The following is a 25443-nucleotide window of genomic DNA, read 5'->3' on the forward strand; positions in this document are numbered from 1 at the left end:
CCGGCAAACATCGGGGGTCAGAGCCGTTTTCCCATGGAAAACGGATCTGACCCCGCTCAATCGTGAAGCTGCCGCGGCTTCTTCCAGAACTGCCAGCGCTGGCCGCGATCCAGCTGGAACTGCAGGCCATCCTCGAAATCCAGCACCAGCCGCTGCAGCTCGCCACGTTTCAGCGCGGCCAGCAGCGGACGGATCGCATCATTGCCGAGCTGCTGCAAAGAGCGCAGCTGGCGCAGGTCGACCAGTGCATCCACCGCCTGCTCGCCATCCACGGCCACGCCTGCCGCCAGAGCCAGGCCCTGCAGCAGGGCATCACGACTGCGCACCTGCGCATGCGCCGTACTGACCGACACTGGCATCACGCCACCGCCCCAGAACCACAGCGAATTGATCGGCTGTTGTCCCTGCGCGGCGCGCTGCTGGTTCCAGGAATGATTGTGCAGCAGCACCTGCGCCTCGGTCATCAGCGCCCGCCAACGGCGGCCGCCCTCGCCTTCCGGCAGGTGCGAGAACAGGTCATCGCCCAGCACCTCGTCCGGACTGTCGAAGTCCGGCAGGGCCAGGTCGATCGGAAGCCGCAGGTACCAGCGCGAGGGATCGGGCGCGTCGAGCACGAACCCGGCATCGGCGAACAACGGCTGCAGCACCGGCAGCAGGGCCAGGCTGTCGGCCAGGGTCGGCCGCAGTGTTTCGCCATAGGCCATCATCCGCGCACCGTGCATGTCCGGCACCATGCAGGCCGGATCGGCACGCAACCAGCACGCGCCGGCAGCATCGCCGACGTCACGCTGGCGGCTCAGTGCGGCCACCGGCCAGTGCGGCGCGGCGACCGTGAAATGGCGCTGCAGCTGTGCCCGCTCGCCGGCTTCGAACTGCGAGGCGTTGGCGCGGCCCAGGGCACGCGCCACGTCATCAGGCAGCGCAGCCGCGGCAAAGCGGCTGCGTGCCGGCAACAGCAGGGTCGCCGTTGCCACCGGGTCAGTCCACGTAGCTGACGCTGACGATCTCGTACTCGCGCTGGCCGGCCGGGGCGTCGATCACGATCGAATCGCCTTCCAGCTTGCCGATCATCGCGCGCGCCACCGGCGAGGAGATGGCGATCAGGCCCAGCTTGATGTCCGCTTCCAGGTCACCGACGATCTGGTACTTCTTCTCTTCGTCGGTTTCCACGTCGGCCAGCGTCACGCTGGCGCCGAACACCACCTTGGAGCCGGCATTGAGCTTGCTCACGTCGATGATCTCGGCGTGCGACAGCTCGCCTTCCAGCTGCTTGATGCGGCCTTCGATGAAGCCCTGTTCCTCGCGCGCGGCGTGGTACTCGGCGTTCTCCTTCAGGTCGCCATGCTCACGCGCTTCGGCGATCGCAGCGATCACCTTCGGGCGCTTGACCGACTTCAGGTGATCCAGTTCGTCGCGCAGCTTCTGCGCGCCCTTCATCGTGATGGGGGCTCTCATGCATTCAACTCCTTGTGCAGCTCCTGCAGCGACCAGACGGGGCCGGTGCCGCGGAATTCCAGTGAATCCACCAGCGCCTTGGCGCCGGCAATGGTGGTCGAGTAGGTGACGCGATGCTGCAGCGCCTCGCGACGGATCGAGAACGAGTCGTTGATCGCCGAACGACCTTCGGTCGTGTTGACGATGTAGACGATCTCGCCGTTCTTGATCGAGTCGACGATGTGCGGACGGCCTTCGACCACCTTGTTGATGATCTCGCAGTCCATGCCGTGCTGCTGCAGCCACGCGGCGGTGCCACGGGTCGCGACCAGGCTGTAGCCACGCGCCAGCAGCGCCTTGGCCACCGGCAGCACGCGCTTCTTGTCCGGATCGCGGACCGAGACGAAGGCCTTGCCGACCGGCGGTGCCTTGATGCCACCGGCTTCCTGCGCCCGCGCGAAGGCGGCGTTGAAGGTGCGGCCCACGCCCATCACCTCACCGGTGGAGCGCATCTCCGGCCCGAGGATCGGGTCGACGCCCTGGAACTTGGCGAACGGGAAGATCGCTTCCTTCACCGAGTAGTAGTCCGGCACGATTTCCTTGGTCGCGCCCTGCTCGGCCAGGGTCTTGCCGGCCATGCAGCGGGCGGCGATCTTGGCCAGCGGCATGCCGGTGGCCTTGGACACGAACGGCACGGTGCGCGAAGCACGCGGGTTCACTTCCAGCAGGTAGATGGTGTCGGCACCTTCATCGCTGGTCTGGATCGCGAACTGGGTGTTCATCAGGCCGACCACGTTCAGGGCCTTGGCCAGTTCCACCACCTGGCGACGCAGCTCGGCCTGGGTTTCAGCCGACAGCGAGTACGGCGGCAGCGAGCACGAGGAATCGCCCGAGTGCACGCCGGCTTCTTCGATGTGCTCCATCACGCCGCCGATCAGGACGTTGCCCTGGGCATCGGCAATGATGTCGACGTCGCACTCCACGGCATTGTCGAGGAAGCGGTCCAGCAGCACCGGCGAATCGTTGGACACCTTGACCGCGTCGCGCACGTAGCGGGCCAGGTCGGCTTCGCCGTAGACGATTTCCATCGCACGGCCGCCCAGCACGTAGCTCGGGCGCACCACCAGCGGGTAGCCGATCTCGCGGGCCAGCAGCAGGGCTTCCTGGTCGTTGCGGGCGATGCGGTTCGGCGGCTGCTTCAGGCCCAGCTTGTCGACCAGCTGCTGGAAGCGCTCACGGTCTTCGGCCAGGTCGATGGAGTCCGGGCTGGTGCCGATCACCGGCACGCCGTTGGCTTCCAGCGCGCGCGCCAGCTTCAGCGGGGTCTGGCCGCCGTACTGCACGATCACGCCCTTCGGCTGTTCCAGTTCGACGATTTCCAGCACGTCTTCCAGGGTCAGCGGTTCGAAGTACAGGCGGTCGGAGGTGTCGTAGTCGGTCGACACGGTTTCCGGGTTGCAGTTGACCATGATGGTTTCATAGCCATCCTCGCGCAGCGCCAGTGCCGCGTGCACGCAGCAGTAGTCGAACTCGATGCCCTGGCCGATGCGGTTCGGGCCACCGCCCAGGATCATGATCTTGTCGCGGTTGCTCGGCGCGGCCTCGCACTCGTCCTCGTAGGTCGAGTACAGGTAGGCGGTGCCGGTGGAGAACTCACCGGCGCAGGAGTCCACGCGCTTGTAGACCGGGCGCACCTTGTGCGCACGACGCAGCGCGCGGATGGCGGCTTCGTTGGTGCCGGTCAGCTGCGCCAGGCGCGCGTCGGAGAAGCCAGCGCGCTTCAGCTTGCGCAGGCGGGCGGCGTCCAGCGCGTCGATGCCACCGACAGCGACTTCGGCTTCGGCCGCGATGATTTCCTCGATCTGGTCCAGGAACCAGTGATCGATGAACGACAGTGCGTAGATCTCTTCCACGCTCATGCCGGCACGGAACGCATCGGCGACGAAGAACAGGCGCTCCGGGCCCGGGGCCTTCAGCTCGCGGCGCAGGGTCTGCAGGTCTTCTTCATTGCTCAGGTCCAGGCCGGTCGGGTCGAAGCCGACCTTGCCGGTTTCCAGGCCACGCAGCGCCTTCTGCACCGACTCCTGGAAGGTACGGCCCATCGCCATCACCTCGCCCACCGACTTCATCTGGGTGGTCAGGCGGGCGTCGGCAGCCGGGAACTTCTCGAAGGCGAAGCGCGGAATCTTGGTAACGACGTAGTCGATGGACGGCTCGAACGACGCCGGGGTCAGGCCACCGGTGATTTCGTTCTTCAGTTCGTCCAGGGTGTAGCCCACGGCCAGCTTGGCGGCGACCTTGGCGATCGGGAAGCCGGTGGCCTTGGAGGCCAGTGCCGAGGAACGCGACACGCGCGGGTTCATCTCGATGACGACCACGCGGCCGGTCTTCGGGTTGATGCCGAACTGCACGTTCGAGCCACCGGTATCGACGCCGATCTTGCGCAGCACGGCGATGGAGGCATCGCGCAGGCGCTGGTATTCCTTGTCGGTCAGGGTCTGCGCCGGCGCCACGGTGATCGAGTCACCGGTGTGCACGCCCATCGGGTCCAGGTTCTCGATCGAGCAGACGATGATGCAGTTGTCCGCGGTATCGCGGACCACTTCCATCTCGAACTCCTTCCAGCCCAGCACCGACTCTTCCACCAGCACTTCGGTGGTCGGCGACAGTTCCAGGCCGCGGCTGACGATCTCGACCAGCTCTTCGCGGTTGTAGGCGATGCCGCCACCGCTGCCGCCCAGGGTGAAGCTGGGGCGGATGATGGTCGGGTAGCCGACGCGGGTCTGGATCTCCAGCGCTTCGTCCAGGGTATGGGCGACGGCGGCGGTCGGGCATTCCAGGCCGATCTCACCCATGGCGACGCGGAACAGCTCGCGGTCTTCGGCCATGCGGATCGCTTCGCGTTTGGCGCCGATCAGCTCGACGTTGTACTTCTCCAGCACGCCGTTGTCGGCCAGGTCCAGCGCGCAGTTCAACGCGGTCTGGCCACCCATGGTCGGCAGCAGCGCATCGGGCTTTTCCTTGGCGATGATCTTCTCGACCGTCTGCCAGTTGATCGGCTCGATGTAGACGGCGTCGGCCATCTCCGGGTCGGTCATGATCGTGGCCGGGTTGCTGTTGACCAGCACCACGCGGTAACCCTCGTCACGCAGGGCCTTGCAGGCCTGGGCGCCGGAGTAGTCGAACTCGCAGGCCTGGCCGATGACGATCGGGCCAGCACCGATGATGAGGATGGTCTTGAGGTCAGTGCGCTTGGGCATTTTCTTCTCTAAGTCAGTACAGCGTGACAAGGGGGGTGATCGCACGCTGTCGATCAGGAATCTTGATCCGCAGCGCCGCGCCAGCGGCAGCAGCGTTGCGGGGTTTACGGTCCATCGCGACGCCACCGGGGGGCCGGCGGCGTACTGATCACGCCTTGGCCTGCTCCATCAGCACCACGAAGCGGTCGAACAGCGGACCGACATCGGTCGGGCCCGGCGACGCTTCCGGGTGGCCCTGGAACGAGAACGCCGGCACGTCGGTGCGGGCGACACCCTGGTTGGTGCCATCGAACAGCGAGCGGTGGGTCACACGCAGGGTCGCCGGCAGGGTCGCTTCATCGATCGCGAAGCCGTGGTTCTGCGAGGTGATCATCACCCGGCCGCTGTCCAGGTCCTGCACCGGGTGGTTGGCACCGTGGTGGCCGTGGCCCATCTTCATGGTCTGCGCGCCCGAGGCCAGGCCCAGCAGCTGGTGGCCAAGGCAGATGCCAAAGGTCGGGATCTTCACGTCGATGAAGGTCTTGATCGCTTCGATGGCGTAGTCGCACGGTTCCGGGTCACCCGGGCCATTGGACAGGAACACGCCGTCCGGCTTCAGTGCCAGCACTTCGGCGGCCGGGGTCTGTGCCGGCACCACGGTCACTTCGCAGCCGCGCTCGGCCAGCATGCGCAGGATGTTGGTCTTCACGCCGAAGTCGTAGGCCACGACCTTGAACTTCGCCGGCACGCTGACGAAGGCGTTCGCGTCCAGGTCCAGCTGGCCCTCGGTCCAGGTGTAGGTCTTCTCGGTAGTGACGACCTTGGCCAGATCCATGCCCTTCAGCCCCGGGAACTTGCGGGCAGCTTCCAGTGCCTTTTCCACGTCGATGTCACCGGCCATCAGCGCACCGTTCTGCGCACCCTTCTCGCGCAGGATGCGGGTCAGCTTGCGGGTGTCGATACCGGCGATGGCGACCACGCCGCGCTGGATCAGCCAGTCCTGCAGCGACACCTGGCTGCGCCAGTTGCTGGGACGGCGGGGAACATCGCGCACGATCAGGCCGGCCGACCACACCTTGGACGCTTCGTTGTCCTGGTCGGTCATGCCGGTGTTACCGATATGCGGATAGGTCAGCGTGACCATCTGCCGGGCGTAGGACGGGTCGGTCAGCACTTCCTGGTAGCCGGTCATGGCGGTGTTGAACACCACCTCACCGACGGACAGGCCGGGCGCGCCTACGGATTCGCCCTCGAATACGGTGCCGTCTTCGAGGACGAGGATTGCGGCTTGGGTCACGGGAATCTCACTTTGGCTACCGAGGGGGCTGCCGAAGTCACGCCTGCGCTTCACGGAAATCCGGTTGCAAAAAAGCGCGGACGTGCGGTCTGGGACCGGTCCGGCTTTCGTGATTCGGCGAGTGCGAATTGTAGCGCTGCCGGGGCGCTCGCGCCAGCGGTTATCGCACTTCATGAACAGGCGATTGCGCATTCATTTCAATCCGGCGGCGTATGCGGGGTCCGCCGCCAGATCGTGCCGGCCGCTGGCCGGCAATCTGCATGCCATCGGGCGCCTGGTAGTGCCGGCCGCTGGCCGGCAATCTCCACACCATCGGGCGCCCGCAAGCTGCCGGCCAGCGGCCGGCACTACCGCCTTACTGCAGCAGGTCCCGCACCCGGTAGCTGCCCGGGGCGCGGCCCTGCAGCTGGCGGGCGGCAAACAGGGCGCCGCGGGCGAAGATGTCGCGGTTGGTGGCCCGGTGCACCAGCTCGATGCGCTCACCCAGTCCTGTGAACTGCACCAGATGCTCGCCGACGATGTCACCGGCACGCAGGCTGGCGTAATGCGGCTCCGCCCCGCCCCGCTGCGCGGCCGCGCCCAGGGTCAGCGCGGTGCCCGACGGCGCGTCCTTCTTCTGCGTGTGGTGCGATTCGACGATGTCGCAGTCCCAACCGGCCAGCGCCTGCGCCGCGCGCTCGACCAGCTCGTCCAGTACCGCCACGCCCAGGCTGAAATTCGACGCCCAGACCAGCGGGATGGACGCCGCCGCGGCCTCCAGCGCCTGCCGCTGTGTGCTGGAGATGCCAGTAGTGCCCGAGACCAGGCCCGCACCCCGCTCCACGCACAGCGCCAGCATCGGGTCGAAGCCCTCCGGCAGGCTGAAGTCGATCGCCACATCGAACACCGGCGCGCCAGGCAGTTCGCTGGCCGCGAAGAACGGCACGCCGTCGACCACGCGCTGGGTCGGCGCACGGCCGGTTACCGCAGCCACGATCTGCAGGGTTTCGGGATGTTCGGCGGCCAGCCGCAGCAGGGCCTGGCCCATGCGCCCGGAGGCACCGTGAATGAGCAATCGCAGGGGAGTCTGGTTCATGCCTGCAGGCTAGCGGCAGCACGCCCGCTCCGGCAAGCGCCATCACTGCTACGCTGCATGCCCTTTCATGCAATGGATGGCAGCCCCCTCATGCAGATCAGCGAACAGCTGGTGCTGGTCACCGGTGCCGGCCGCGGCCTTGGCCAGCACATCGCCCGCGCGTTCGCGGCGCAGGGTGCACGCGTCATCGTCAACTACCACCGCAGCGAAGGCGCCGCACGTGCGCTGGCCGCCGAGCTGGGCGGACAGGCGATCGCATTGCCGGCCGACGTCACCGACCGCGCCCAGGTCGATGCGATGCTGCAGCACGCGCTGGCCCACTTCGGCCAGGGCGTCACCACGGTGGTCAACAACGCGCTGGCCGCTTTCTCGTTCAATGGCGATGCCCGCGACGCCGCCGCCGACATCGGCTGGCCGGCCTTCCAGGCGCAGTTCGAGGGCAGCGTGCGTGGCGCGCTGAACACCGTGCAGGCCGCCCTGCCCGGCATGCAGGCCCGCCGCTTCGGCCGCGTGATCAACATCGGCACCAACCTGTTCCAGAACCCGGTGGTGCCCTACCACGACTACACCGCCGCCAAGGCCGCACTGCTGTCGCTGACCCGCACCCTGGCCGGCGACCTCGGCCCGCACGGCATCACCGTCAACATGCTGTCCGGCGGCCTGCTGCGCACCACCGATGCCAGTTCCGCCACGCCCGAAGCGGTGTTCGACTACATCGCCGCCAACACCCCGCTGCGCAGCGTCACCACCCCGGCCGAATTCGCCGATGCCGCGCTGTTCTTCGCCAGCCCGTGGTCACGCGCGGTGACCGGCCAGAACCTGGTGGTGGATGGCGGACTGGTGCGGGACTGAGCCGATGCGCATCTCCGAGGTCAGCCGCCTGACCGGTGCCAGCGCCAAAGCCATCCGACTGTACGAGGCGCGCGGCCTGCTGCCGCCGGTGCCACGACTGAACCGCTACCGCGACTACAGCGAACAGGACGTGGCCTGGGTGCAGCTGATCCGCCAGGCGCTGGGGCTGGGTATCACGCTGGCGGCAATCTCGCGCCTGCAGGGCCGCGACGGCCGGCTCGACTGGCAGGCAGTGCTGGCCCTGCTTGAGCAGCAGCGCAGCCGCATTGCCAGCGAGCGGGCACGGCTGGCGCAGGTCGAGCTCGACCTGCAGCAGGTCAGCGACGAACTACAGCAGTGGCTGCTCTCCGGCAGCAATGACTGCGTGCTGGAACCCAGCGGCTGCACGACCCAGGCTTGACTCTGCCCTTGGGGCAGACCGCAGCCTCGCGCACTTTCCATTGCCCGAGGTTGCCGTGTCCCGCTCCATCCTGATCCTGCTCGGCCATCCCGACCGTGACAGCCTGTGCGGCGCCCTCGCCCAGCGCTATGCCACCGCCGCCGAGAATGCCGGCCACCGGGTGCGCTTGATCGCATTGGGTGAACTCGAGTTCGATCCGGTGCTGCGGCATGGCTACCGCCAGATCCAGCCGCTGGAAGCCGATCTGCAGGACGCCGCCGATGCGATCGAGGCCTGCGATCACCTGGTGCTGGTCTACCCGACCTGGTGGGGCGCGATGCCGGCGTTGTTGAAGGGCTTCTTCGATCGCGCGCTGCTGCCGGGGTACGCCTTCCGCTACCGGCGCGATTCGGTGTGGTGGGACCGGCTGCTGGCCGGGCGCAGCGCGCGGGTGATCACCACGCTGGATACGCCGCCCTGGTACTACCGCTGGATCTACCGCGACCCGGGCATCACCCAGATCCGCGCCACCATTCTGGAATTCTGCGGCATCCGCCCGGTGCGGGTCAGCCGTCTCGGTGCGGTGCGCAGCAGTACCCCAGCACAACGCAGCAGGTGGCTGGCGTTGGCAGCAGAGCTGGGTTCACGCGCCAGGTAGATCCACGCCATGCGTGGATGAAATGCCGGCCACATTCCATGTGTCGCGTTTGCCAATTGACCGCCAGGCACTGTGCCTCAAGGCTGTGGGCACTTCTTACGGCCCAGGCAAAGCCCATGAAATCCTCGACTGTCTTCAGCAAGTGCGCCAGGAAGGCCGGCTTTTCCGGCACGTCGACGACCCGCTACCGCTTGCTGGATGCCGCCCTGCTTGTCGTGAATCACCAACGCGCCAGTGAAAGCCGGGGCTTCTATGTGAATGCCGGGCTCTACTTTCCGGAGCTGCTCGAGTATCCCCTCGCGCCTGACGATCTTGAGACGGCTTTCCGGTACCGCTCCAGCATTCCCACGCCCCATGTCGACTGGCGGATCGAAGAGACGCCCGGCCTGCGCCGGGCTTTCATCCAGCAGGATCTGGATGATCTGCTGGAGGCCGGCAATCGCGATGGGATGAAATGCCTGCTGCTCGATGCCCTTGCCGACGTGGCGGGCTTCGCGACAACCCATGGAAACCGGGAGTCGGTGCGGCGGTTGAATCAGGACGGGAACTTCCGCGCGCTCATCCGCAGAGAGGTCTGAACCCCGGGAGCGTGCGAACCAAGGTTCGCACCCACAGGGCGAAGGCCCGCACCCACCGGGCGAAGTTCGCACCTACCAAGGCAGCGTCAGTGCTGCTTGGGCGGCGTCGGCCCGCAGCTGTCGCAACCGCCACAGGCGCCACCGCCTCCGCTCACCGGCGGTGCGATCTTCCGCCCCAGCGCCTGCAGCCAGGCGGCGCGGCCCGGCTTCAGCAGGGCCAGCGCCAGCGCCCCGCGCAGCCTGCGCACGGTGCCGGGGAACTGCTTCTTCAACACCACCCAGGCACTGACCAGTACGGCCACCGCGATGATCAGGTACTGGATCAGCAGGCCGGTATCCATCAGCCGCCTCCCAGCGCCTTGGTCACCTGGTAGGTGATCAGCGCCGCCACGTAGGCCGCAGCAAACAGGTAGAACGCCGAGAAGGCCATCGTCTTCCACGAATTGGTCTCGCGCTTGATGGTGGCCAGCGTCGAGATGCACATCGGGGCGTAGATGTACCAGACCAGCAGCGACAGCGCGGTGGCCAGCGACCAGCCGTCGCTGATCAGCGGGGTCAGTGCCTGGCTGGCGGCATCGTCATCGGCTGCGGACAGCGCGTACACGGTCGCCAGCGAGGACACCGCCACTTCGCGCGCGGCCAGGCCCGGAATCAGCGCAATGCAGATCTGCCAGTTGAAGCCCAGCGGCGCGAAGAACACCGCCATCGCATGGCCGATCTGGCCCGCATAGCTGTAATCGATGGCCGGCATGGTGGCGCCGGCCGGAGCCGCCGGGAACGACAGCAGCACCCACAGCAGGATGGTCAGCGCCAGGATGATGCCGCCAACACGCTTGAGGAAGATCATGCCGCGCTCGTACAGGCCGACCGCCAGGTCGCGCACGTGCGGCAGGCGGTATGACGGCAGCTCCAGCATCAGCGGGTGCTCGCTCTTGTCGCGGCGCCACTTCTTCATGATCCACGACATCGCCAGCGCACTGAGGATGCCCGCCGCATACAGGCCGAACAGCACCAGGCCCTGCTGGTTGAACACGCCCCACACCGTCTTCTGCGGGATGAACGCACCGATCAGCAGCGCGTACACCGGCAGGCGTGCCGAGCAGGTCATCAGCGGCGCCACCAGGATCGTGGCCAGGCGGTCACGCGGGTCCTGGATGCTGCGCGTGGACATGATGCCCGGCACCGCGCAGGCGAAGCTGGACAGCAGCGGGATGAACGAGCGGCCAGACAGGCCGGCGGCGGCCATCATGCGGTCGAGCAGGAACGCCGCACGCGGCAGGTAGCCGGATTCCTCCAGCACCAGGATGAAGAAGAACAGGATCAGGATCTGCGGGAGGAACACCACCACGCCACCCACACCGGCGATGATGCCGTCAGTCAGCAGGCTGGCCAACGGGCCTTCCGGCAGCACGCTGCCAACGAAGGCACCAAGCCAGGCGAAACCGGCCTCGATGCCATCCATCAACGGTGTCGCCCAGGCATACACCGCCTGGAAGATCAGGAACATCACCACCGCCAGGCTGATCAGGCCGAACACCGGGTGCAGCAGCCAGCGGTCCAGCGCGTCGTCGACTTTGGCGGTCCGTGCCGGCATGCGCACGGCCACCGACAGGATCTCGCGCACCTTGGCGTGGTAGTCGATGCCACCTTCCGGGCCCGGCACCGGCGCATCCAGGTGCGGCACCATCGCATCGAGGCGCTCGACCAGGGCCTTGGCGCCCTGCTTGCGCACCGCCACGGTTTCCACCACCGGCACGCCCAGCTCGCGCTCCAGCGCGGCCACGTCCACCTGGATGCCACGGCGCTGGGCCGCATCGACCATGTTCAGCGCAACCACCATCGGCTTGCCCAGCTCGCGCAGTTCCAGCGCGAAGCGCAGGTGCAGACGCAGGTTGGTGGCGTCGATCACGCACAGCAGCACGTCCGGTGCAGCCTCGCCCGGGTAGAAGCCCCGGCACAGGTCACGGGTGATTGCCTCGTCCAGGCTGGCCGGGTGCAGGCTGTAGGCGCCCGGCAGGTCGAGTACGGCGAACTCGCGGCCGGACGGCGCGCGCAGGCGGCCTTCCTTGCGCTCGACGGTGACGCCGGTGTAGTTGGCAACCTTCTGCCGGCTGCCGGTCAGCTGGTTGAACAGCGCGGTCTTGCCACTGTTGGGGTTACCGACCAGCGCAATGCGCAGGGGCGCGGTAGAAGTTGCAGCGGTCATGCGCGACGCTCCTGGCGGTTGGCGTCGACCACGACGCGCTTGGCTTCACTGATACGCAGCGCAAACCGGGTGAACCCGACCTGCACCAGCAGCGGCTCGCCACCGACCGGGCCCTTGGCCACCAGGCGCACTTCCTCGCCCTTCACGAAACCCAGCTCGCGCAGGCGACGGGCGATGGCATCGTTGGCATGGAGGTCCTGCACGGACTCGACCACGGCCGAGGCGTGCAGCGGCAGTTCGGACAGCGTCATCTAGCGCATTCTCTGCTGGATGTAAATGGTTCTCGATTCTAACATTCCCGCGTCGCGTCATGGCCCATGACCAATGGCCCGCTATGATCCATACAGGTATGGAGTGACCCTGGAATCCCATGAACGATGCTTTGCAGATCGAGCGCAGCGGCGCCGTCCTCACCCTCTGGCTGAACCGGCCCGAGCTGCACAATGCCTTTGACGCCGGCTTGATAGCGCGGCTGACCGCCGCCCTCGAAGCCGCCGGACGCGACGACGCGGTGCGCGCGGTAGTGGTGGCCGGCCACGGCGCCTCCTTCTCGGCCGGCGCCGACATGCAGTGGATGCGCGGCATGGCCGCCGCCAGCGAGGCCGACAACCGCGAGGACTCGCTGGCCCTGGCGCGGCTGATGCGCACCCTGGACGAGCTGCCCAAGCCGACCCTGGCCCGGGTCCACGGCGCGGCCTTCGGTGGCGGCGTCGGCCTGGTCGCCTGCTGCGACATCGCCATCGCCAGCACCGCGGCGCGCTTCGGCCTGACCGAAAGCCGCCTCGGCCTGCTGCCGGCGGTGATCTCGCCCTACGTGATCGAGGCCATCGGCCCGCGCCAGGCCCGTCGCTGGTTCGCCACCGGCGAGCACTTCGATGCCGAGACCGCACTGCGCATCGGCCTGGTCCACCAGCTGGTCGAGCCGGAACGCCTGGACGAGGCCGTGCAACGCCAGCTGGCCCTGCTCGACAAGGCCGGCCCGATCGCTTCTTCCAGCGCCAAGCAGCTGGTGCGGCAGGTGCGTGACAGCCATGACCGCGATGCCCTGGATCGCGATAATGCCGCCCTGATCGCGCGCCTGCGGGTGTCCGCCGAGGGCCAGGAAGGCCTGGGCGCCTTCCTCGACAAGCGCGCGCCCCACTGGGTCACGGAAGCCTGAACATGCTCGATCATCTTGGTTTGACCAGCGCCGACCTGGCGCGCAGCAAGACCTTCTTCCTGCAGGCGCTGGCGCCGCTGCAGATCGGCGTGGTGATGGAAGTCACCGCCGAACAGACCGGCGCGCACGACCACATCGGCTTCGGCAGCGAGGGCAAGCCGTTCTTCTGGCTCGGCAATGGCGCCACCGCCAGCCACGGTGTGCACGTGGCCTTCGCCTGCGCCAGCCGCACCCAGGTGGACGCCTTCCATGCCGCTGCCCTCGCCGCCGGCGGTCGCGACAACGGCGCGCCGGGCCTGCGCCCGTGGTACCACCCCGACTACTACGGCGCCTTCGTGCTCGACCCGGATGGCAACAACATCGAGGCGGTCTGCCACCGCCCTGCCGACGAGGTGGCCGCATGAGCGACTACGTCCGCATCGTCGAGGTCGGCCCGCGTGACGGTCTGCAGAACGAAAAGCAGTCGGTGTCCACCGCCGACAAGATCGAACTGATCAACCGCCTGTCGGCCACCGGCCTGCGCAGCATCGAGGCGACCAGCTTCGTCAGCCCGAAGTGGATCCCGCAGTTGGCCGACGCCGCCGAGGTCTATGCCGGCATCCAGCGCCAGCCCGGCATCCACTACCCGGTGCTGGTGCCGAACGAACAGGGCTACGACCGCGCCCGTGCGGTGGGCGTGGAGGAAGTGGCGGTGTTCACCGCCGCTTCGGAGGCGTTCAACCGCACCAACACCAATGCCGGCATCGACGAATCGCTGGCCCGGTTCGAGCCGATCCTGCGCCGCGCCGCCGCCGATGGCGTGCGCGTGCGCGGCTATGTCTCCACCGTGCTCGGCTGCCCCTACCAGGGCGAGGTGCCACTGGCCGACGTGGTGCGGGTGGCGCGTGCCCTGCACCAGATGGGCTGTTACGAAATCTCGCTGGGCGACACCATCGGCGTCGGCACCCCGCGCAAGGCCCGGGCAATGCTGCAGGCGGTTGCCGCCGAGATTCCGATGGCCGCACTGGCAGTGCACTTCCACGACACCTATGGCCAGGCCATCGCCAACATCGCCACCTGCCTGGAAGAAGGCGTGCGCGTGGTCGACAGCGCCGTCTCCGGCGCCGGTGGTTGCCCGTACGCGAAGGGCGCCAGCGGCAATGTCGCCAGCGAGGACGTGGTCTACCTGCTGCAGGGCCTGGGCCTGGACAGCGGCGTGGACCTGCCGGCACTGGCCGAAACCGGCCGCTGGCTGGCCGGCCTGCTCGGACGCGCCACCGCCAGCCGCACCGGGCAGGCGCTGGCCGCCGCCGGCTGACCGCCGCACTGCGCCGCCCTGCACCGGCGGCGCAGTGCACAACAGCGGCGGTCACGGCTTCCGTTAGAATCGGCGGTTCTCGAACCTGCAGGACCGTTCAATGCAGCTGTCTTCCGTACGTGCCGTGATCACTGGCGGCGTCTCCGGCCTCGGCCTGGCCGTGGCCCAGCACCTCGTCGCCCAGGGCGGCAAGGTGGCCCTGTTCGACCTCAACGACGACAAGGGTGCTGCCGCCGTTGCCGGGCTGGGTGCCGACAAGGCCCGCTATTTCAACGTCAACGTCAGCGATGAAGCGGCCGTTTCGGCAGCCATCGACCAGGCCCACGAGTTCCTCGGTGGCCTGAACGTGGCGATGAACTGCGCCGGCATCCTCGGCGCCGGCCGCGTGCTGGGCAAAGAAGGGCCGATGCCGCTGGCCGGCTTCCAGGGCACGGTGATGGTCAACCTGGTCGGTAGCTTCAACGTTGCAAAGGCCGCGGCCAACCGCATGCAGTACAACGAGGCCGGCACCGACGGCGAGCGCGGCGTGATCATCAATACCGCCAGCATCGCCGCCTACGAAGGCCAGATCGGCCAGGCCGCGTACGCCGCCAGCAAGGGCGGCGTGGTGTCGATGACGCTGCCGATGGCGCGCGAACTGTCGCGCTTCGGCATCCGCGTCAACACCATCGCCCCGGGCGTGTTCTGGACGCCGATGGTCGATGGCATGCCCGAGGCGGTGCAGCAGTCGCTGGCCGCGTCGATCCCGTTCCCGTCGCGCCTGGGCAAGCCGGAAGACTTCGCCAGCCTGGTCGGCTTCATCCTCGGCAACACCTACCTCAATGGCGAGACCATCCGCCTGGACGGCGCTACCCGCCTCGCTCCGAAGTGATTCCCCCCGGGCGCCGGGACGGCGCCCTCCCCCAACGACCTAGATCACCATGAAAGCCAACGACATCAAGAAGGGCAACGTCGTCGAGTACAACAACGGCGTGTACCAGATCCGCGACATCGAGCGCAGCTCGCCGCAGGGTCGCGGCGGCAACGTCCGCTTCCGCTTCATCATGTACAGCGTGCCGGGCGGCAACAAGCTCGATGCCAGCTTCGATGCCGACGACAACCTGGTCGAGGTCGAACTGCTGCGCCGCCAGTCCACCTATTCGTACAAGGACGGCGATGCGTTCGTGTTCCTCGATGACGAGGACTACACCCCGTACACCCTGGACGCGGACGTGATCGGCGACGACGCCGGCTACATCACCGACGGCCTGACCGGCATCTACGTGCAGGTGATCGACGAGCAGCCGGTGGCGATCCAGCTGCCGGCCTCGGTGGTGCTGGAAGTGATTGAAACCCCGCCGGAACTGAAGGGCGGCACCGCCACCAAGCGCCCGAAGCCGGCCAAGCTCAACACCGGCATCGAAATCATGGTGCCGGAGTACATCGTCAACGGCGAGCGCGTGCTGGTGAACACCGCCACCGGCGAGTTCGCTGGCCGTGCCGACTAAGCGCCTTGCGCTGATCGGTTGCCTGTCCCTGCTTGCGGCATGTTCGCCGCAGGCAGCGGACAATGCTGCCGACGCCACGCCAGCCGAACCGGCCGTGACCGCCGCACCAGCGGTGAAGGCACCGGCCGCCGTGGAGGCCATCGCCGAAGCGGAGCCCGCTACCGAGCAGCCCTCAGGCGAAGAGGACCTGGACAAGGTACGTGCAGCCGCAGGCTGTCCGGTCCCGGAGGATGTGTATGACGTCGACGACGTGCGCATCTACTGCGCGATGCCGGCCGACGTGCAGGCCTTCCTCGCGCGCGAGAACACCTGCCAGCATTTCGCCGGCGAAGAGCCGTACGACGACGAGCGTCGCCGCGAACTGGAAGAGGCCAGCGCGAAGTACTGCGAGGGCCGCGAGAAGATCTTCACCGATCTGGTCGCGCGTCATCGCGGTGACTGCGCTGTCCGCGCAGCGCTGATCGGGATCAACGGCCGCTATGACCTGGACTTCGATCTCGACCTGAAGCCCTGCGGGGGCTGATCGATGCACGCCGGGCATGGCCCGGCGTCACCGATCCGCGGAATCGGGCGTTACTTCGCGCCGAAATTGCCGCAGCCGTGGTACTGGCGGGTGCCGATGGTCAGGTTCACCTTGGCCTCGAACGCCTCACCACTCATGTCGTCCTGGCAGGTGGTGCGCTGGAAGCTGAGCTTGACGTCGGTACCGTCGGACGCCTTGCCACTCCATCCGTCGGCCCCCTCGGTGGGCTTGGCCACATCGAAGCGGCGCTCGCCGTAATCGACTTCCACCTGCAGGCCCGGCGCATCGCCGTCAACGACTGCAAGCCAGCCGGGTTCATTGCCGGTGGCACGGAACGCGGCATTGCCGGCGCTGCCATCGCCTTCGGTGGCTTCGACCGCATGGCACTCGCGATCGGCTTCGCCCTTCAGGCTCAACAGGCCGTCATCGCTGCCCTTGGTCCAGAAGCTGTTGCCCTGGCCATCGCCATACTTCGCGCCCGACGCCGCACGCTCGGAAGTCATGGCGAAGGTACGTTCGCCGATCACTACCGTCGCCGCATCCTCGCCATTGAAGGTCGCGCGCACGTTCAGATCACCACACCGGTACATGGTCTCGCTGCCGGTACCGGCGCCGGTGCTGGCAGCCGGTTCGGGCGCGGCCGGCGGCGCGGAATCAGTGCCGCCCGCAGCGGGTGGCTGTGCCGGCTGGCACGCGGCCAGGACCAACCCGAGGGAGGCTGCCAACAGACTGGGGACTACACGCATGGCTCGACTCCTTGTCGACACTACAGAGATCTTCGACCCTACCACCTGCCGGTGAGCGGGGCCTGAAAGCGGCCTGACCGCGTTCATGCGGCCAGTACCGCCATCGACAGCAGCTGCGCGCCGCTGTCGCCGGAACTGCAGGTCCAGACCCGCAGCAGGCGCAGTTTCAGCTCGCGCTCCTGGCCCTGCCCGCGCACCGACAAGCGCACGTCACTGGACAACAATGCCAGGCGTCCGCACAGCAGCGTTTCCACCGCGTACGATTGCAGGCTGCTCACCCGCAGGTTCCCGGCCAGCCAGTCGCCCAGCCAGGGCAGATCGAGCATGCGCCCGCCCTGCCCATCCATCATGAACAAGGCCGGCGATACCAGCGCGGTCAGCGCATCGTGGTCGTCATCCAGCAATGCCTGCCGCAGGCGCTGTTCCAGCGCTGCCAGCTGCCGCTCATGCAGGTCTTCAACGATGTCCCGTTCCATCCACGGATCCTTCCGGCATCGGCCGGCGCCTGCGCAGGCGTTGCGCGATCCACTGCCGCGCGCCCTGCACTACTACATAGAAGACCGGTACGAAGAACACCGCCAGCACGGTCGCACTGACCATGCCGCCGAACACACCGGTTCCAATCGCCTGCTGGGTTTCCTTCGACGCGCCCTGTGCCAGCATCAGCGGCACCACGCCCAGCGCGAACGCCAGCGAGGTCATCACGATCGGCCGCAGGCGCAGCCGTGCCGCCTCCAAGGCCGCTTCGACCAGGCCACGGCCCTGCTGCTGCAGCTGGCGTGCGAACTCGACGATGAGGATCGCGTTCTTCGCCGACAGCCCGATCACGGTGATCATGCCGACCTTGAAGAACACGTCGTTGGGCATGCCGCGCAACAACACGGCGGCGACCGCGCCGAGCAGGCCCAAAGGCACCACCAGCATCACCGCCAGCGGAATCGACCAGCTCTCGTACAGCGCCGCCAGCACCAGGAACACCACCAGCATCGACAGCAGCAACAGCCACGGTGCCTGCGCACCGGATTCGCGCTCCTGCAGCGACTGGCTGGTCCACTGCAGGGCGAAGCCGGACGACAGCTTCTCCGCCAACCGCTCCATCTCCGCCATCGCCTGGCCGGTCGAAACACCGGATGCCGGTGCGCCGGACAGGTTCAGCGCCGGGAAACCGAGATAGCGCTGCAGCTGCAGCGGTGCCTCGGTCCAGTGCGGGGTCACCAGCTCGGACAACGCCACCATGCCGCCTTCGCTGTTGCGAACGTACAGCTTCAGCACGTCCTCCAGTTCCATCCGGTGGGGTGCATCGGCCTGCAGGATCACCTGCTGCAACCGGCCCTTGTTGGGGAAATCATTGACGTACTGCGAGCCCATTGCCGCCGACAGCGTGCTGCTGATGTGTTCGAAGCCCACGCCCATCGCCTCGGCCTTGGCCCGGTCGATATCCAGCCGCACGCTGGTACCCGCTGGCAGGCCATCGGCATGCACCTCGGACAGCAGCGGGCTGGCCTCGGCCAGCTTCAGCAGCTGCTGCAGGGCCGCGCGCAGTTCGGCCTGGCTCTGCCCAGTACGCGCCTGCAGGGCGAGCGAGAACCCGGACGAACGGCCCAGGCTGTCGATCGCCGGCGGCATCACGCTCATCACCTCGCCCTCGGCAATCGTGGACATCGCCTTCTGCGCGGCCTCCACCTCGCCGGCCGCGGTGGCGCCTGCGCGCTCGCCCCAGTCCTTGAGCATGGTGTAGGTCAGCGCCGCGCTCGGGCCGGAACCGGAGAAGCTGTAGCCGAGGATCGACTGGTTGGAGCCGATGCCCGGGCGTGACGCCACATGCCGCTCGTAGGCTTCGACCACGGCCAGCGTGCGCTCGGCGGTGGCTTCGGCCGGCAGCTGGATCGAGGTCATGAAATAGCCCTGGTCTTCTTCCGGCAGGAATGCGCCCGGCAACCAGTGCAGGCCCAGCAGCAGCGCCACCACCAGTGCGGCGAACACGCCCATCACCCGCCCACTGCGCTGCAGCACCGAGGCCACGCCACGCTGGTAGCGCCCGGTCATCTTCTCGAAGCCACGATTGAAGGCACCGAACAGCCCGCCACGACCATGGTGTCCATGGGTATTCGGGCGCAGCAGGGTCGCGCACAGCGCCGGCGTCAGGCTCAATGCCAGCAGCGCCGAGAACAGGATCGACACCGCCATCGCCACGGTGAACTGGCGGTAGATCGCGCCCACCGAGCCGCTGGCCAACGCCATCGGAATGAACACGGCGGTCAGCACCAGGGTGATGCCGATCACCGCACCGGTCAGCTCGCGCATCGCCTTGATGGTAGCCTCGCGCGGCGGCAGTCCTTCCTCGGCCATGATCCGTTCCACGCCCTCGACCACCACGATGGCGTCGTCGACGATGATGCCGATCGCCAGCACCATGCCGAACATGGTCAGCACGTTGATCGAGAAGCCCAGTGCCAGCATCACCGCGAAGGTGCCGAGCAGCGCGATCGGTGCGACCAGCGCCGGAATCAGCGTGTAGCGCCAGTTCTGCAGGAACAGGTACATCACCGCGAACACCAGCAGCATGGCCTCCAGCAGCGTCTGCACCACCTTCTGGATCGAGATCTTCACGAACGGTGCGGTGTCGAACGGAATGCTCGACTCCACGCCGCGCGGCAGCAGCGGCGCCAGTTCGGCCATGCGCTCGCGTACCGCCGACGCGGTGCGCACTGCGTTCGCGCCAGGACGCAACTGCACCCCGGCGGCGGTCGCTGGGTGGCCATCCTCGCGGGTGCCCCACGCATAGCTCTGCGCGCCCAGTTCGACGCGGGCGACATCGCCCAGCACCACCCGTGAACCGTCTGCCCCGGCGCGCAGCACGATGGCTGCGAACTGCTCCGGCGTGGACAGCTGCCCATCGGCGCTGAGCGGCACGGTGATGCGCTGGCCTGGAACACCCGGCGAATCACCGATGCGTCCGGGCGATATCTCCAGGTTCTGCTGCTCGATGGCGGTGGCCACATCACCCATGGTCAGGCCGTAGCCGGTCAACCGGGTCGGGTCCAGCCACACCCGCATCGCCTGCTCGGCACCGAACAGCTGCACGCGGCCGACGCCATCGATGCGGCGCAGCTCTTCGATGATGTTGCGCGCCATGAAATCGCCCAGCGCGGCTTCGCTGACGCTGGCATCCGGCGAACGCAGGCCGACCAGCATCAGGAAGCCCGAATCGGCGGCCTCCACGAACAGGCCGTTCTGGCGCACGCTGCGCGGCAGGCGCGGCTCGATCGCCTTGATCCGGTTCTGCACGTCCACCTGCGCCAGCTCCGGGTTGGTACCGGGCTTGAAGGTCGCAGTGATCGAGGCTTCGCCGGAGGTGTCCACCGACGATTCGAAGTACAGCAGGTGCTTGACGCTGGACAGCTCGCGCTCGATCAGCCCGACCACCGCATCATTCAGCGTCTGCGGGCTGGCACCCGGGTAGCTGGCATAGATGCTGACACTGGGCGGCGCGACCGCCGGATAGCGCTCCACGGCCAAGCGCGGAATCGCCAGTACGCCGGCCAGGATGATGAAGATCGCCAGCACCCAGGCGAACACCGGGCGATCGATGAAGAAACGTGCCATGTTGGATTTTCCTGGAGGGGCTGGCCCGGGAAAGGCTCAGCCCTTGCTGCCGGCCTGCACCGCGCCGGCGCTGGCGACCGGCACCTGCCAGTCGCGCGCATCGACCACCACGCCTTCCTGCAGGCGTTCCTGGCCCTCGACCACCACCTTTTCGCCCGCCTTCAGACCGGTGCGCACCAGCCACTGGCGATCAACGCTGCCGTCGACCTCCAGCGTGCGGATCACCGCCTTGCCATCGCCACCGATCACCCAGGCATAGGCCTGGCCACCGGCGCTGCGCAGCACGGCCTGCTGCGGCACGGTCAGCGCACTGGCCGGTGCACCCCGCGGCACTTTCGCGCGCACATACATGCCGGGCAGCAGCTGGCGCTGCGGGTTGTCGACCAGGATGCGGAGGATCACATCACCGGTACGCGCATCGACGTTGATGCCGGAGAACAGCATCTGCCCACGCTCGGACAGCGGCTTGCCGGCGGCACCGATGATCGTCACCGGCAGCTCGCCACCACCGGCAGCACTGCGCTGCAGCGATTCCAGCTGGGCCGCCGGCTGGCGCACATCGACGTAGACCTGGTCGATCTGCTGTACCACCGCCATCGGCTCGGCATCGGCCACGCCGACCAGTGCACCTTCGGTCACCAGCGCCTGATCGATGCGGCCGGCAATCGGCGCGCTGACCGTGGCATAGCGCAGGTCGAGCTGGCGACGGGCCAGGATCGCGCGCGCTTCATTCACCGCGGCACGGGCCTGTTCGTACTCGGCACTGGCATCGTCGCGATGCTGCTGGCTGACGGCCTGTGCCGCGGCCAGTGCATGCAGGCGCTGCGACTGCACGCGACTGCGGCCCAGGGCGGCCTCACTGCGCTGCAGCGCGGCCAGTGCCGAATCGACATCGGCACGGAAGGCCGCCGGATCGATCTGGAACAGGGCCTGGCCGGCGTCTACTTCCGCGCCCTGGTCAAACAGCCGGCGCTGCACGATGCCACCCACCTGCGCTCGGATCTGCGCGGTGCGCACGGCGGCCACGCGGCCAGGCAGTTCGTCGTCACGCTGCACCACCTGCGGGCCGACGGTAACCACGCTCACGCGGGGTGCGGCTTCGGGCGAGGCTTCGGGGGTGGAGCAGGCCGTCATGGCCAGGGCGAGGGCCGCGATCAACGCGACCGGAGTCCTGAAGGTTCTCATTGCTGTGCACAATGCCGCGCGGGCGGCTGATAGGTTCTGAAGAACCCAGTGTGCGTGGCGATGATGGGGTTTCGATGGAGGAACTGTGGAGATACGATGGAGGCAAGCACCTTAAGGCCCCGCCCCTGCATGCATGCCGCCCCTGCCCTCGCCGCCCTCGTCCTGATCGTCGAGGATGAGGCCGAGATCGCCGACATTCTTACCGCCTATCTGGAACGCGAAGGACTGCGTACGCTGCGCGCCGCCGACGGCCACAGCGCACTGGACCTGCATCGCAGCGCCCGCCCCGACCTGGTCCTGCTCGACGTGCAGCTGCCGCGGCTGGATGGCTGGAGCGTGCTGACCCAGCTGCGCCAGCGCGGCGAGACGCCGGTGATCATGCTGACCGCACTGGACCAGGACCTGGACAAGCTGACCGCACTGCGCATGGGCGCTGATGACTACGTGGTCAAACCATTCAATCCGGCCGAAGTGGCGGCGCGCGTGCGCGCCGTGCTGCGGCGTACGTTGCGCGCCTCGCGCGTGGACGCCCCGACCGCGCTGCGGGCGGGCCCGCTGCTGATCGACTCGGCCACCCACGCCGTACACGTGGAAGGCGAAGGCTACAGCCACGAAGTGCTGCTCACGCTCACCGAGTTCAAGCTGCTGCACTGCATGGCGCTGGCGCCGACCCGCATCTTCAGCCGCAGCGAACTGATGCACGAATGCCTGCCGGAAAGCGAGGCGCTGGAGCGCACGGTCGACAGCCATGTCAGCAAGCTGCGCCGCAAGCTGGATGAAGTGGGCATGGTCAATGTGCCGGCCAGCGTGCGTGGCGTCGGCTACCGGTTGATGGCCGACCGCTGATGGCCCGCCTGCGCCGCTCCGGGCTCAGCCGCCACATCATCGTCTCGATGTCGCTGATGGTGATCGGCGTCATCGTGATGATGATCCTGTCATCGTGGCTGCTGTATGCGGTCCTGGTCGAATTCTTCCCCGGCACTACCGAGGAACCGGAAAGCTGGCTGCCGACCGGCCCTGAACTGGCATGGATGGTCGGCGTGATCCTGACCGGCCTGGCGCTGGCCATCGCCGCCTCGTTCCGCCTCGCCCACCGCATCCTGTCACCGTTGAATTCGCTGGTGGATAGCGTGCGCGCGCTGGCCGGCGGCGATCTGGGCGCGCGCGCCAGCGTCGAGGAAAACTCGCCGGGCGAAGTGGCCACCTTGGTCGAGGATTTCAACGCCATGGCGCGGCGGCTGCAGCACGTGGAGAGCGAGCGTGCGATGTGGCATGCAGCCATCGCCCATGAACTGCGGACTCCGGTGACGATCCTGCGCGGCCGCCTGCAGGGCCTGGCCGAGGGCGTCTTCCAGCCGGACGAATCACAGTTCCGCAGCCTGCTCGCCCAGGTCGAGGGCCTGTCACGACTGATCGAGGATCTGCGCGTGCTGAGCCTGTCCGACAGTGCGCGGCTGGACGTGCGCCGCGCACGTACCGACGTGGTGGCCGAAGTGCATTCGGTGATGACCCTGGTCGATCCCCAGTTCCGCGCCGCCGGCTTCGTGCTGGAGCTGGAAACCAGCCGCGAAGAACACAACGCGCACTGCGACCCGACCCGCCTGCGCCAGGCGCTGCTGGCGCTGCTGGAGAACGCGCGCCGCTATGCCAGCCCGGGCAAGGTGCGGATTGCCGTGCATGACACACCGGGCCATGTGCAGGTGGCGATCGAGGATGAGGGCCCGGGCATCGACCCTGAGCTGCACGCCGACATCTTCTCTCCGTTCATGCGTGCCGACGGTTCGCGTTCGCGCCAGGGTGGCGGTAGCGGGCTCGGCCTGGCGGTGGTCAAGGCCATCGCCGACGCGCACGGCGGCCGCGTCTACTGCACGGCGGGCAACGCTGGTGGCAGCCGTTTCGTTATCGAGCTGCCGCGCCAATAGCCGGCGTGGCTGCCTGTTCCCGCAGGCGGGCACCGAGCGCAGCGAGGTTGGCGTCGATCGCATCCATTTCGTTGCGCTGCTTCTCCGGCAGCTGCTGACGCAGCTGTACGCGCAGCGCCTGCCAGGCCGGCACCGCCTGTGCGCTGGCGGTGGCAACCGCTTCGGCCAGCACCGCCTGCTCATCGGCCAGCGGCAACCCGTAGCCGCCGCCCGCCAGCAGCGTACCCGGGCGCAGCCATTGCCCACCCTGCTCCAGCAACTGGCGCAGGCCCCGGGTTTCGGCACTGTCCGGTGCGGCCAGCAGGCGCCGTTTCAGCACATCGCGCGCGCGCAGCTCGGCGCGGCGTTGCGCAGCCTGTTCCAGCAGCAGCAGGCCGGCGCTTGCGCGCAGGTCGCCCTTCAGCAACCACGGTGCCCGTTGCTGTGCAGGCAGCTTCAACCAGCCGCGTACGTCGCGTGCGGGCAATGCCAGCTGGGCTGCCGCCACGCCGAACAACTGCTGGTAGTGATCGCGTGCCGAGGCGAAGTAGTAACCCTGCGCCTGTGCTGCATTGCGGTCCGTGAGTACCTGCTCGTCCAGCACATGCAGCTGCGACAGCCGACGCTTCAAACCACGCGGACTCAGCTGGGCCAGCCCGGCCTCGCCCAGCCGCGGTACACCCGCCTGCAGCAGCTTGGCGGTTTCCACCGCGCAGTTGTTGCTGACGAAGTAATAGCGCCCGTCATAGCTCCAGTGCACCTGCGCAGTGCGCTCGAGCAGGCTGGCGATCTCGCCGGGCGACAACTGCAACGGCAGCGACTGCAACCCGCGCAGCTCGACCTTGGTGTACTCATCCACCACCTGCTGCAGCGGCAGCACGAACAGTCGCGACGGGTAGCCACCGGTAAGGCCACGCCAGTTGGAAATCTGCACGTCACCAACGAAGGCACGGAACGAAAGCACACGGTGGTATTCCAGGTCCAGGCGACAATCCTGCCCAGGTGCGCGCCCCGGCTTGCAGATCACCAGCCGCAGCATGCTGTGGCCCCAGCGACTCATCGGCTGCGCGCTGCCTTCGGCAAACAGGTAATCCACCGCGTAGACGCGCGCCGGATCGAGGTGCAGCAGCGATGCAGCGCCTTCTTCCGATTCGGCCTGGAGCAAGGGCAGCGTCGTAGCGCACTGCGGCTGTGGCAGCGACGGCGGGGTTCCGAAATGGGCCTGGTACCACTGCGCCAGTGCCGGGCGCCGGCAGGCAAACTCGCTGTCGAGCACGAAATGCTCGGCGTTCACTGCCAGGTACTCGGCCGGATCTTTCAGTTCATACGCATCGGGACTACGGTCTCGGAAGTCATTGCCGCCACGGCCGAGATGCCAGGGCTTGCGCTGCCATCCGGCCAGATCACGCCAGCGCATACTGCGCGACCAGTTCGCCGCCGTACGGTCGGCAACATGGGTCAGTTCGTGTACCAGCGCGCTGCGTCGCGCACGCCGGGCGCCGGGCATGCCGTCATCCAGCAGATCGCGGCGCAACGTGATGCGGTCGCCGAAAGCGCGGCCGTGCACCTTGGCAGGAAGGTCGTCATTCCAGCGCACCTGCACCTGAGCCGGCAAAGCGCGCAGCAGACCCTCCGGCAGCAGTGACTGTACGTCGGTCAGTGTATGCGTCGCCATCTGCTGCTGTGCAGGGCTCAGCCCCGCAGGATCGAGCTGCAGGCGATCAGCCGCGTGCGCGACATGAGCGATCAGCAGTAGAGCCACGCCGTGCGTGGCTGCGTTCCTTGCAGTTGTCATGGCGTTGCCGGCCGCTGGCCGGCAAC

Annotated in this window: 25 protein-coding genes; 12 read left to right on the forward strand and 13 right to left on the reverse strand. The window is 67.6% G+C overall.

The window, feature by feature from the left end:
• Positions 1-56: 56 nt before the first annotated feature.
• The 5 genes from ACMZ91_RS05725 to dapB all read right to left on the reverse strand — a co-directional run bounded on the left by ACMZ91_RS05725 (position 57) and on the right by dapB (position 7045).
• A complete protein-coding gene (locus tag ACMZ91_RS05725) occupies positions 57-974 on the reverse strand; it encodes a phosphoglycerate mutase (RefSeq protein WP_049462102.1) in 918 nt (305 codons plus the stop codon).
• Positions 975-978: 4 nt separating this feature from the next.
• A complete protein-coding gene (greA, locus tag ACMZ91_RS05730; protein WP_026347191.1) occupies positions 979-1443 on the reverse strand; it encodes a transcription elongation factor GreA in 465 nt (154 codons plus the stop codon).
• A gap of 8 nt (positions 1444-1451) precedes the next feature.
• Positions 1452-4694 (reverse strand): carbamoyl-phosphate synthase large subunit, encoded by a 3243-nt coding sequence (carB, locus tag ACMZ91_RS05735; protein WP_049462101.1) that lies wholly within the window; start codon positions 4692-4694, stop codon positions 1452-1454.
• A gap of 148 nt (positions 4695-4842) precedes the next feature.
• Positions 4843-5970 (reverse strand): glutamine-hydrolyzing carbamoyl-phosphate synthase small subunit, encoded by a 1128-nt coding sequence (gene carA, locus ACMZ91_RS05740; RefSeq protein WP_042358678.1) that lies wholly within the window; start codon positions 5968-5970, stop codon positions 4843-4845.
• Positions 5971-6325: 355 nt separating this feature from the next.
• Positions 6326-7045 carry a 4-hydroxy-tetrahydrodipicolinate reductase gene (dapB, locus tag ACMZ91_RS05745; protein WP_414577745.1) on the reverse strand — a complete coding sequence of 240 codons (720 nt, stop codon included), beginning with the start codon at positions 7043-7045 and terminating at the stop codon, positions 6326-6328.
• A 90-nt stretch (positions 7046-7135) separates the two neighbouring features.
• Here dapB and ACMZ91_RS05750 point away from each other — a divergent pair, with 90 nt between their 5' ends.
• From ACMZ91_RS05750 to ACMZ91_RS05765, 4 genes are all read left to right on the forward strand, one after another.
• The gene (locus ACMZ91_RS05750) at positions 7136-7897 is read left to right on the forward strand and encodes a 3-oxoacyl-ACP reductase (RefSeq protein WP_414577743.1); all 762 of its coding nucleotides are present in this window, start codon (positions 7136-7138) and stop codon (positions 7895-7897) included.
• 4 nt (positions 7898-7901) lie between these two features.
• Complete coding sequence (locus tag ACMZ91_RS05755; RefSeq protein ID WP_121503177.1) at positions 7902-8297, forward strand: MerR family transcriptional regulator; 396 nt, start codon at positions 7902-7904, stop codon at positions 8295-8297.
• A gap of 55 nt (positions 8298-8352) precedes the next feature.
• A complete protein-coding gene (locus tag ACMZ91_RS05760; RefSeq protein ID WP_277779190.1) occupies positions 8353-8934 on the forward strand; it encodes an NAD(P)H-dependent oxidoreductase in 582 nt (193 codons plus the stop codon).
• 116 nt (positions 8935-9050) lie between these two features.
• Positions 9051-9512 carry a DUF4304 domain-containing protein gene (locus tag ACMZ91_RS05765; protein ID WP_414577741.1) on the forward strand — a complete coding sequence of 154 codons (462 nt, stop codon included), beginning with the start codon at positions 9051-9053 and terminating at the stop codon, positions 9510-9512.
• 86 nt (positions 9513-9598) lie between these two features.
• Here ACMZ91_RS05765 and ACMZ91_RS05770 read toward each other — a convergent pair whose 3' ends face one another.
• The 3 genes from ACMZ91_RS05770 to ACMZ91_RS05780 are packed head-to-tail and all read right to left on the reverse strand — an operon-like array spanning position 9599 to position 11969.
• On the reverse strand, positions 9599-9853 hold the full coding sequence (locus ACMZ91_RS05770; protein ID WP_180837623.1) for a DUF6587 family protein: 255 nt from the start codon (positions 9851-9853) through the stop codon (positions 9599-9601).
• Positions 9853-11718 (reverse strand): ferrous iron transporter B, encoded by a 1866-nt coding sequence (gene feoB / locus ACMZ91_RS05775; protein WP_049400127.1) that lies wholly within the window; start codon positions 11716-11718, stop codon positions 9853-9855. Before feoB ends, ACMZ91_RS05770 begins: the two co-directional genes overlap by 1 nt.
• Complete coding sequence (locus ACMZ91_RS05780; RefSeq protein WP_032128790.1) at positions 11715-11969, reverse strand: FeoA family protein; 255 nt, start codon at positions 11967-11969, stop codon at positions 11715-11717. Before ACMZ91_RS05780 ends, feoB begins: the two co-directional genes overlap by 4 nt.
• Before the next feature lie 119 nt (positions 11970-12088).
• Here ACMZ91_RS05780 and ACMZ91_RS05785 point away from each other — a divergent pair, with 119 nt between their 5' ends.
• The 6 genes from ACMZ91_RS05785 (at position 12089) to ACMZ91_RS05810 (ending at position 16184) form a co-directional block, all read left to right on the forward strand.
• Complete coding sequence (locus ACMZ91_RS05785) at positions 12089-12877, forward strand: enoyl-CoA hydratase-related protein (protein WP_107432688.1); 789 nt, start codon at positions 12089-12091, stop codon at positions 12875-12877.
• A gap of 2 nt (positions 12878-12879) precedes the next feature.
• Complete coding sequence (locus ACMZ91_RS05790; RefSeq protein WP_197655845.1) at positions 12880-13281, forward strand: VOC family protein; 402 nt, start codon at positions 12880-12882, stop codon at positions 13279-13281.
• Positions 13278-14174 carry a hydroxymethylglutaryl-CoA lyase gene (locus ACMZ91_RS05795; protein ID WP_149909265.1) on the forward strand — a complete coding sequence of 299 codons (897 nt, stop codon included), beginning with the start codon at positions 13278-13280 and terminating at the stop codon, positions 14172-14174. Before ACMZ91_RS05790 ends, ACMZ91_RS05795 begins: the two co-directional genes overlap by 4 nt.
• Positions 14175-14274: 100 nt before the next feature.
• Complete coding sequence (locus ACMZ91_RS05800; protein ID WP_049462096.1) at positions 14275-15045, forward strand: SDR family oxidoreductase; 771 nt, start codon at positions 14275-14277, stop codon at positions 15043-15045.
• 49 nt (positions 15046-15094) lie between these two features.
• A complete protein-coding gene (gene yeiP / locus ACMZ91_RS05805) occupies positions 15095-15661 on the forward strand; it encodes an elongation factor P-like protein YeiP (protein WP_005409468.1) in 567 nt (188 codons plus the stop codon).
• Entirely contained in the window at positions 15651-16184 is a 534-nt protein-coding gene (locus tag ACMZ91_RS05810; protein WP_049462095.1) for a hypothetical protein, read from the forward strand. Before yeiP ends, ACMZ91_RS05810 begins: the two co-directional genes overlap by 11 nt.
• A 50-nt stretch (positions 16185-16234) precedes the next feature.
• Here the strand turns inward: ACMZ91_RS05810 and ACMZ91_RS05815 are convergent, their stop codons facing one another.
• The 4 genes from ACMZ91_RS05815 to ACMZ91_RS05830 all read right to left on the reverse strand — a co-directional run bounded on the left by ACMZ91_RS05815 (position 16235) and on the right by ACMZ91_RS05830 (position 21721).
• Positions 16235-16930 carry a COG3650 family protein gene (locus ACMZ91_RS05815; protein ID WP_049462094.1) on the reverse strand — a complete coding sequence of 232 codons (696 nt, stop codon included), beginning with the start codon at positions 16928-16930 and terminating at the stop codon, positions 16235-16237.
• Between the two features lie 83 nt (positions 16931-17013).
• The gene (locus ACMZ91_RS05820; protein ID WP_032128783.1) at positions 17014-17406 is read right to left on the reverse strand and encodes a nuclear transport factor 2 family protein; all 393 of its coding nucleotides are present in this window, start codon (positions 17404-17406) and stop codon (positions 17014-17016) included.
• Complete coding sequence (locus ACMZ91_RS05825; protein WP_049462093.1) at positions 17387-20536, reverse strand: multidrug efflux RND transporter permease subunit; 3150 nt, start codon at positions 20534-20536, stop codon at positions 17387-17389. Before ACMZ91_RS05825 ends, ACMZ91_RS05820 begins: the two co-directional genes overlap by 20 nt.
• 36 nt (positions 20537-20572) lie before the next feature.
• Entirely contained in the window at positions 20573-21721 is a 1149-nt protein-coding gene (locus ACMZ91_RS05830; protein WP_049462092.1) for an efflux RND transporter periplasmic adaptor subunit, read from the reverse strand.
• Between the two features lie 129 nt (positions 21722-21850).
• On the opposite strand from ACMZ91_RS05830, the gene ACMZ91_RS05835 reads away from it, so the two are divergent.
• Both ACMZ91_RS05835 and ACMZ91_RS05840 read left to right on the forward strand, forming a co-directional pair.
• Positions 21851-22567 carry a response regulator gene (locus ACMZ91_RS05835; protein WP_020424480.1) on the forward strand — a complete coding sequence of 239 codons (717 nt, stop codon included), beginning with the start codon at positions 21851-21853 and terminating at the stop codon, positions 22565-22567.
• Positions 22567-23643, forward strand: coding sequence for an ATP-binding protein (locus ACMZ91_RS05840; protein WP_414577734.1), 1077 nt, complete (start codon positions 22567-22569; stop codon positions 23641-23643). The genes ACMZ91_RS05835 and ACMZ91_RS05840 overlap by 1 nt, the downstream gene beginning before the upstream one ends.
• Here the strand turns inward: ACMZ91_RS05840 and ACMZ91_RS05845 are convergent.
• A complete protein-coding gene (locus ACMZ91_RS05845) occupies positions 23621-25417 on the reverse strand; it encodes a DUF7844 domain-containing protein (protein ID WP_049462091.1) in 1797 nt (598 codons plus the stop codon). The two genes, ACMZ91_RS05840 and ACMZ91_RS05845, sit on opposite strands and share 23 nt — an antisense overlap.
• Between the last annotated feature and the right edge of the window lie 26 nt (positions 25418-25443).

It is taken from the genome of Stenotrophomonas sp. FR024, from assembly GCF_047500745.2.
Classification (GTDB): domain Bacteria; phylum Pseudomonadota; class Gammaproteobacteria; order Xanthomonadales; family Xanthomonadaceae; genus Stenotrophomonas; species Stenotrophomonas maltophilia_A.

Coding starts and splice junctions, on each gene's coding strand:
- carB (WP_049462101.1), bottom strand. CDS start 4,694: ATGCCCAAGCGCACTGACCTCAAGACCATCCTCATCATCGGTGCTGGC.
- dapB (WP_414577745.1), bottom strand. CDS start 7,045: ATGAACCAGACTCCCCTGCGATTGCTCATTCACGGTGCCTCCGGGCGC.
- ACMZ91_RS05750 (WP_414577743.1), top strand. CDS start 7,136: ATGCAGATCAGCGAACAGCTGGTGCTGGTCACCGGTGCCGGCCGCGGC.
- ACMZ91_RS05755 (WP_121503177.1), top strand. CDS start 7,902: ATGCGCATCTCCGAGGTCAGCCGCCTGACCGGTGCCAGCGCCAAAGCC.
- ACMZ91_RS05765 (WP_414577741.1), top strand. CDS start 9,051: ATGAAATCCTCGACTGTCTTCAGCAAGTGCGCCAGGAAGGCCGGCTTT.
- ACMZ91_RS05770 (WP_180837623.1), bottom strand. CDS start 9,853: ATGGATACCGGCCTGCTGATCCAGTACCTGATCATCGCGGTGGCCGTA.
- feoB (WP_049400127.1), bottom strand. CDS start 11,718: ATGACCGCTGCAACTTCTACCGCGCCCCTGCGCATTGCGCTGGTCGGT.
- ACMZ91_RS05780 (WP_032128790.1), bottom strand. CDS start 11,969: ATGACGCTGTCCGAACTGCCGCTGCACGCCTCGGCCGTGGTCGAGTCC.
- ACMZ91_RS05785 (WP_107432688.1), top strand. CDS start 12,089: ATGAACGATGCTTTGCAGATCGAGCGCAGCGGCGCCGTCCTCACCCTC.
- ACMZ91_RS05790 (WP_197655845.1), top strand. CDS start 12,880: ATGCTCGATCATCTTGGTTTGACCAGCGCCGACCTGGCGCGCAGCAAG.
- ACMZ91_RS05795 (WP_149909265.1), top strand. CDS start 13,278: ATGAGCGACTACGTCCGCATCGTCGAGGTCGGCCCGCGTGACGGTCTG.
- ACMZ91_RS05800 (WP_049462096.1), top strand. CDS start 14,275: ATGCAGCTGTCTTCCGTACGTGCCGTGATCACTGGCGGCGTCTCCGGC.
- yeiP (WP_005409468.1), top strand. CDS start 15,095: ATGAAAGCCAACGACATCAAGAAGGGCAACGTCGTCGAGTACAACAAC.
- ACMZ91_RS05815 (WP_049462094.1), bottom strand. CDS start 16,930: ATGCGTGTAGTCCCCAGTCTGTTGGCAGCCTCCCTCGGGTTGGTCCTG.
- ACMZ91_RS05820 (WP_032128783.1), bottom strand. CDS start 17,406: ATGGAACGGGACATCGTTGAAGACCTGCATGAGCGGCAGCTGGCAGCG.
- ACMZ91_RS05825 (WP_049462093.1), bottom strand. CDS start 20,536: ATGGCACGTTTCTTCATCGATCGCCCGGTGTTCGCCTGGGTGCTGGCG.
- ACMZ91_RS05830 (WP_049462092.1), bottom strand. CDS start 21,721: ATGAGAACCTTCAGGACTCCGGTCGCGTTGATCGCGGCCCTCGCCCTG.
- ACMZ91_RS05835 (WP_020424480.1), top strand. CDS start 21,851: ATGCATGCCGCCCCTGCCCTCGCCGCCCTCGTCCTGATCGTCGAGGAT.
- ACMZ91_RS05840 (WP_414577734.1), top strand. CDS start 22,567: ATGGCCCGCCTGCGCCGCTCCGGGCTCAGCCGCCACATCATCGTCTCG.
- ACMZ91_RS05845 (WP_049462091.1), bottom strand. CDS start 25,417: ATGACAACTGCAAGGAACGCAGCCACGCACGGCGTGGCTCTACTGCTG.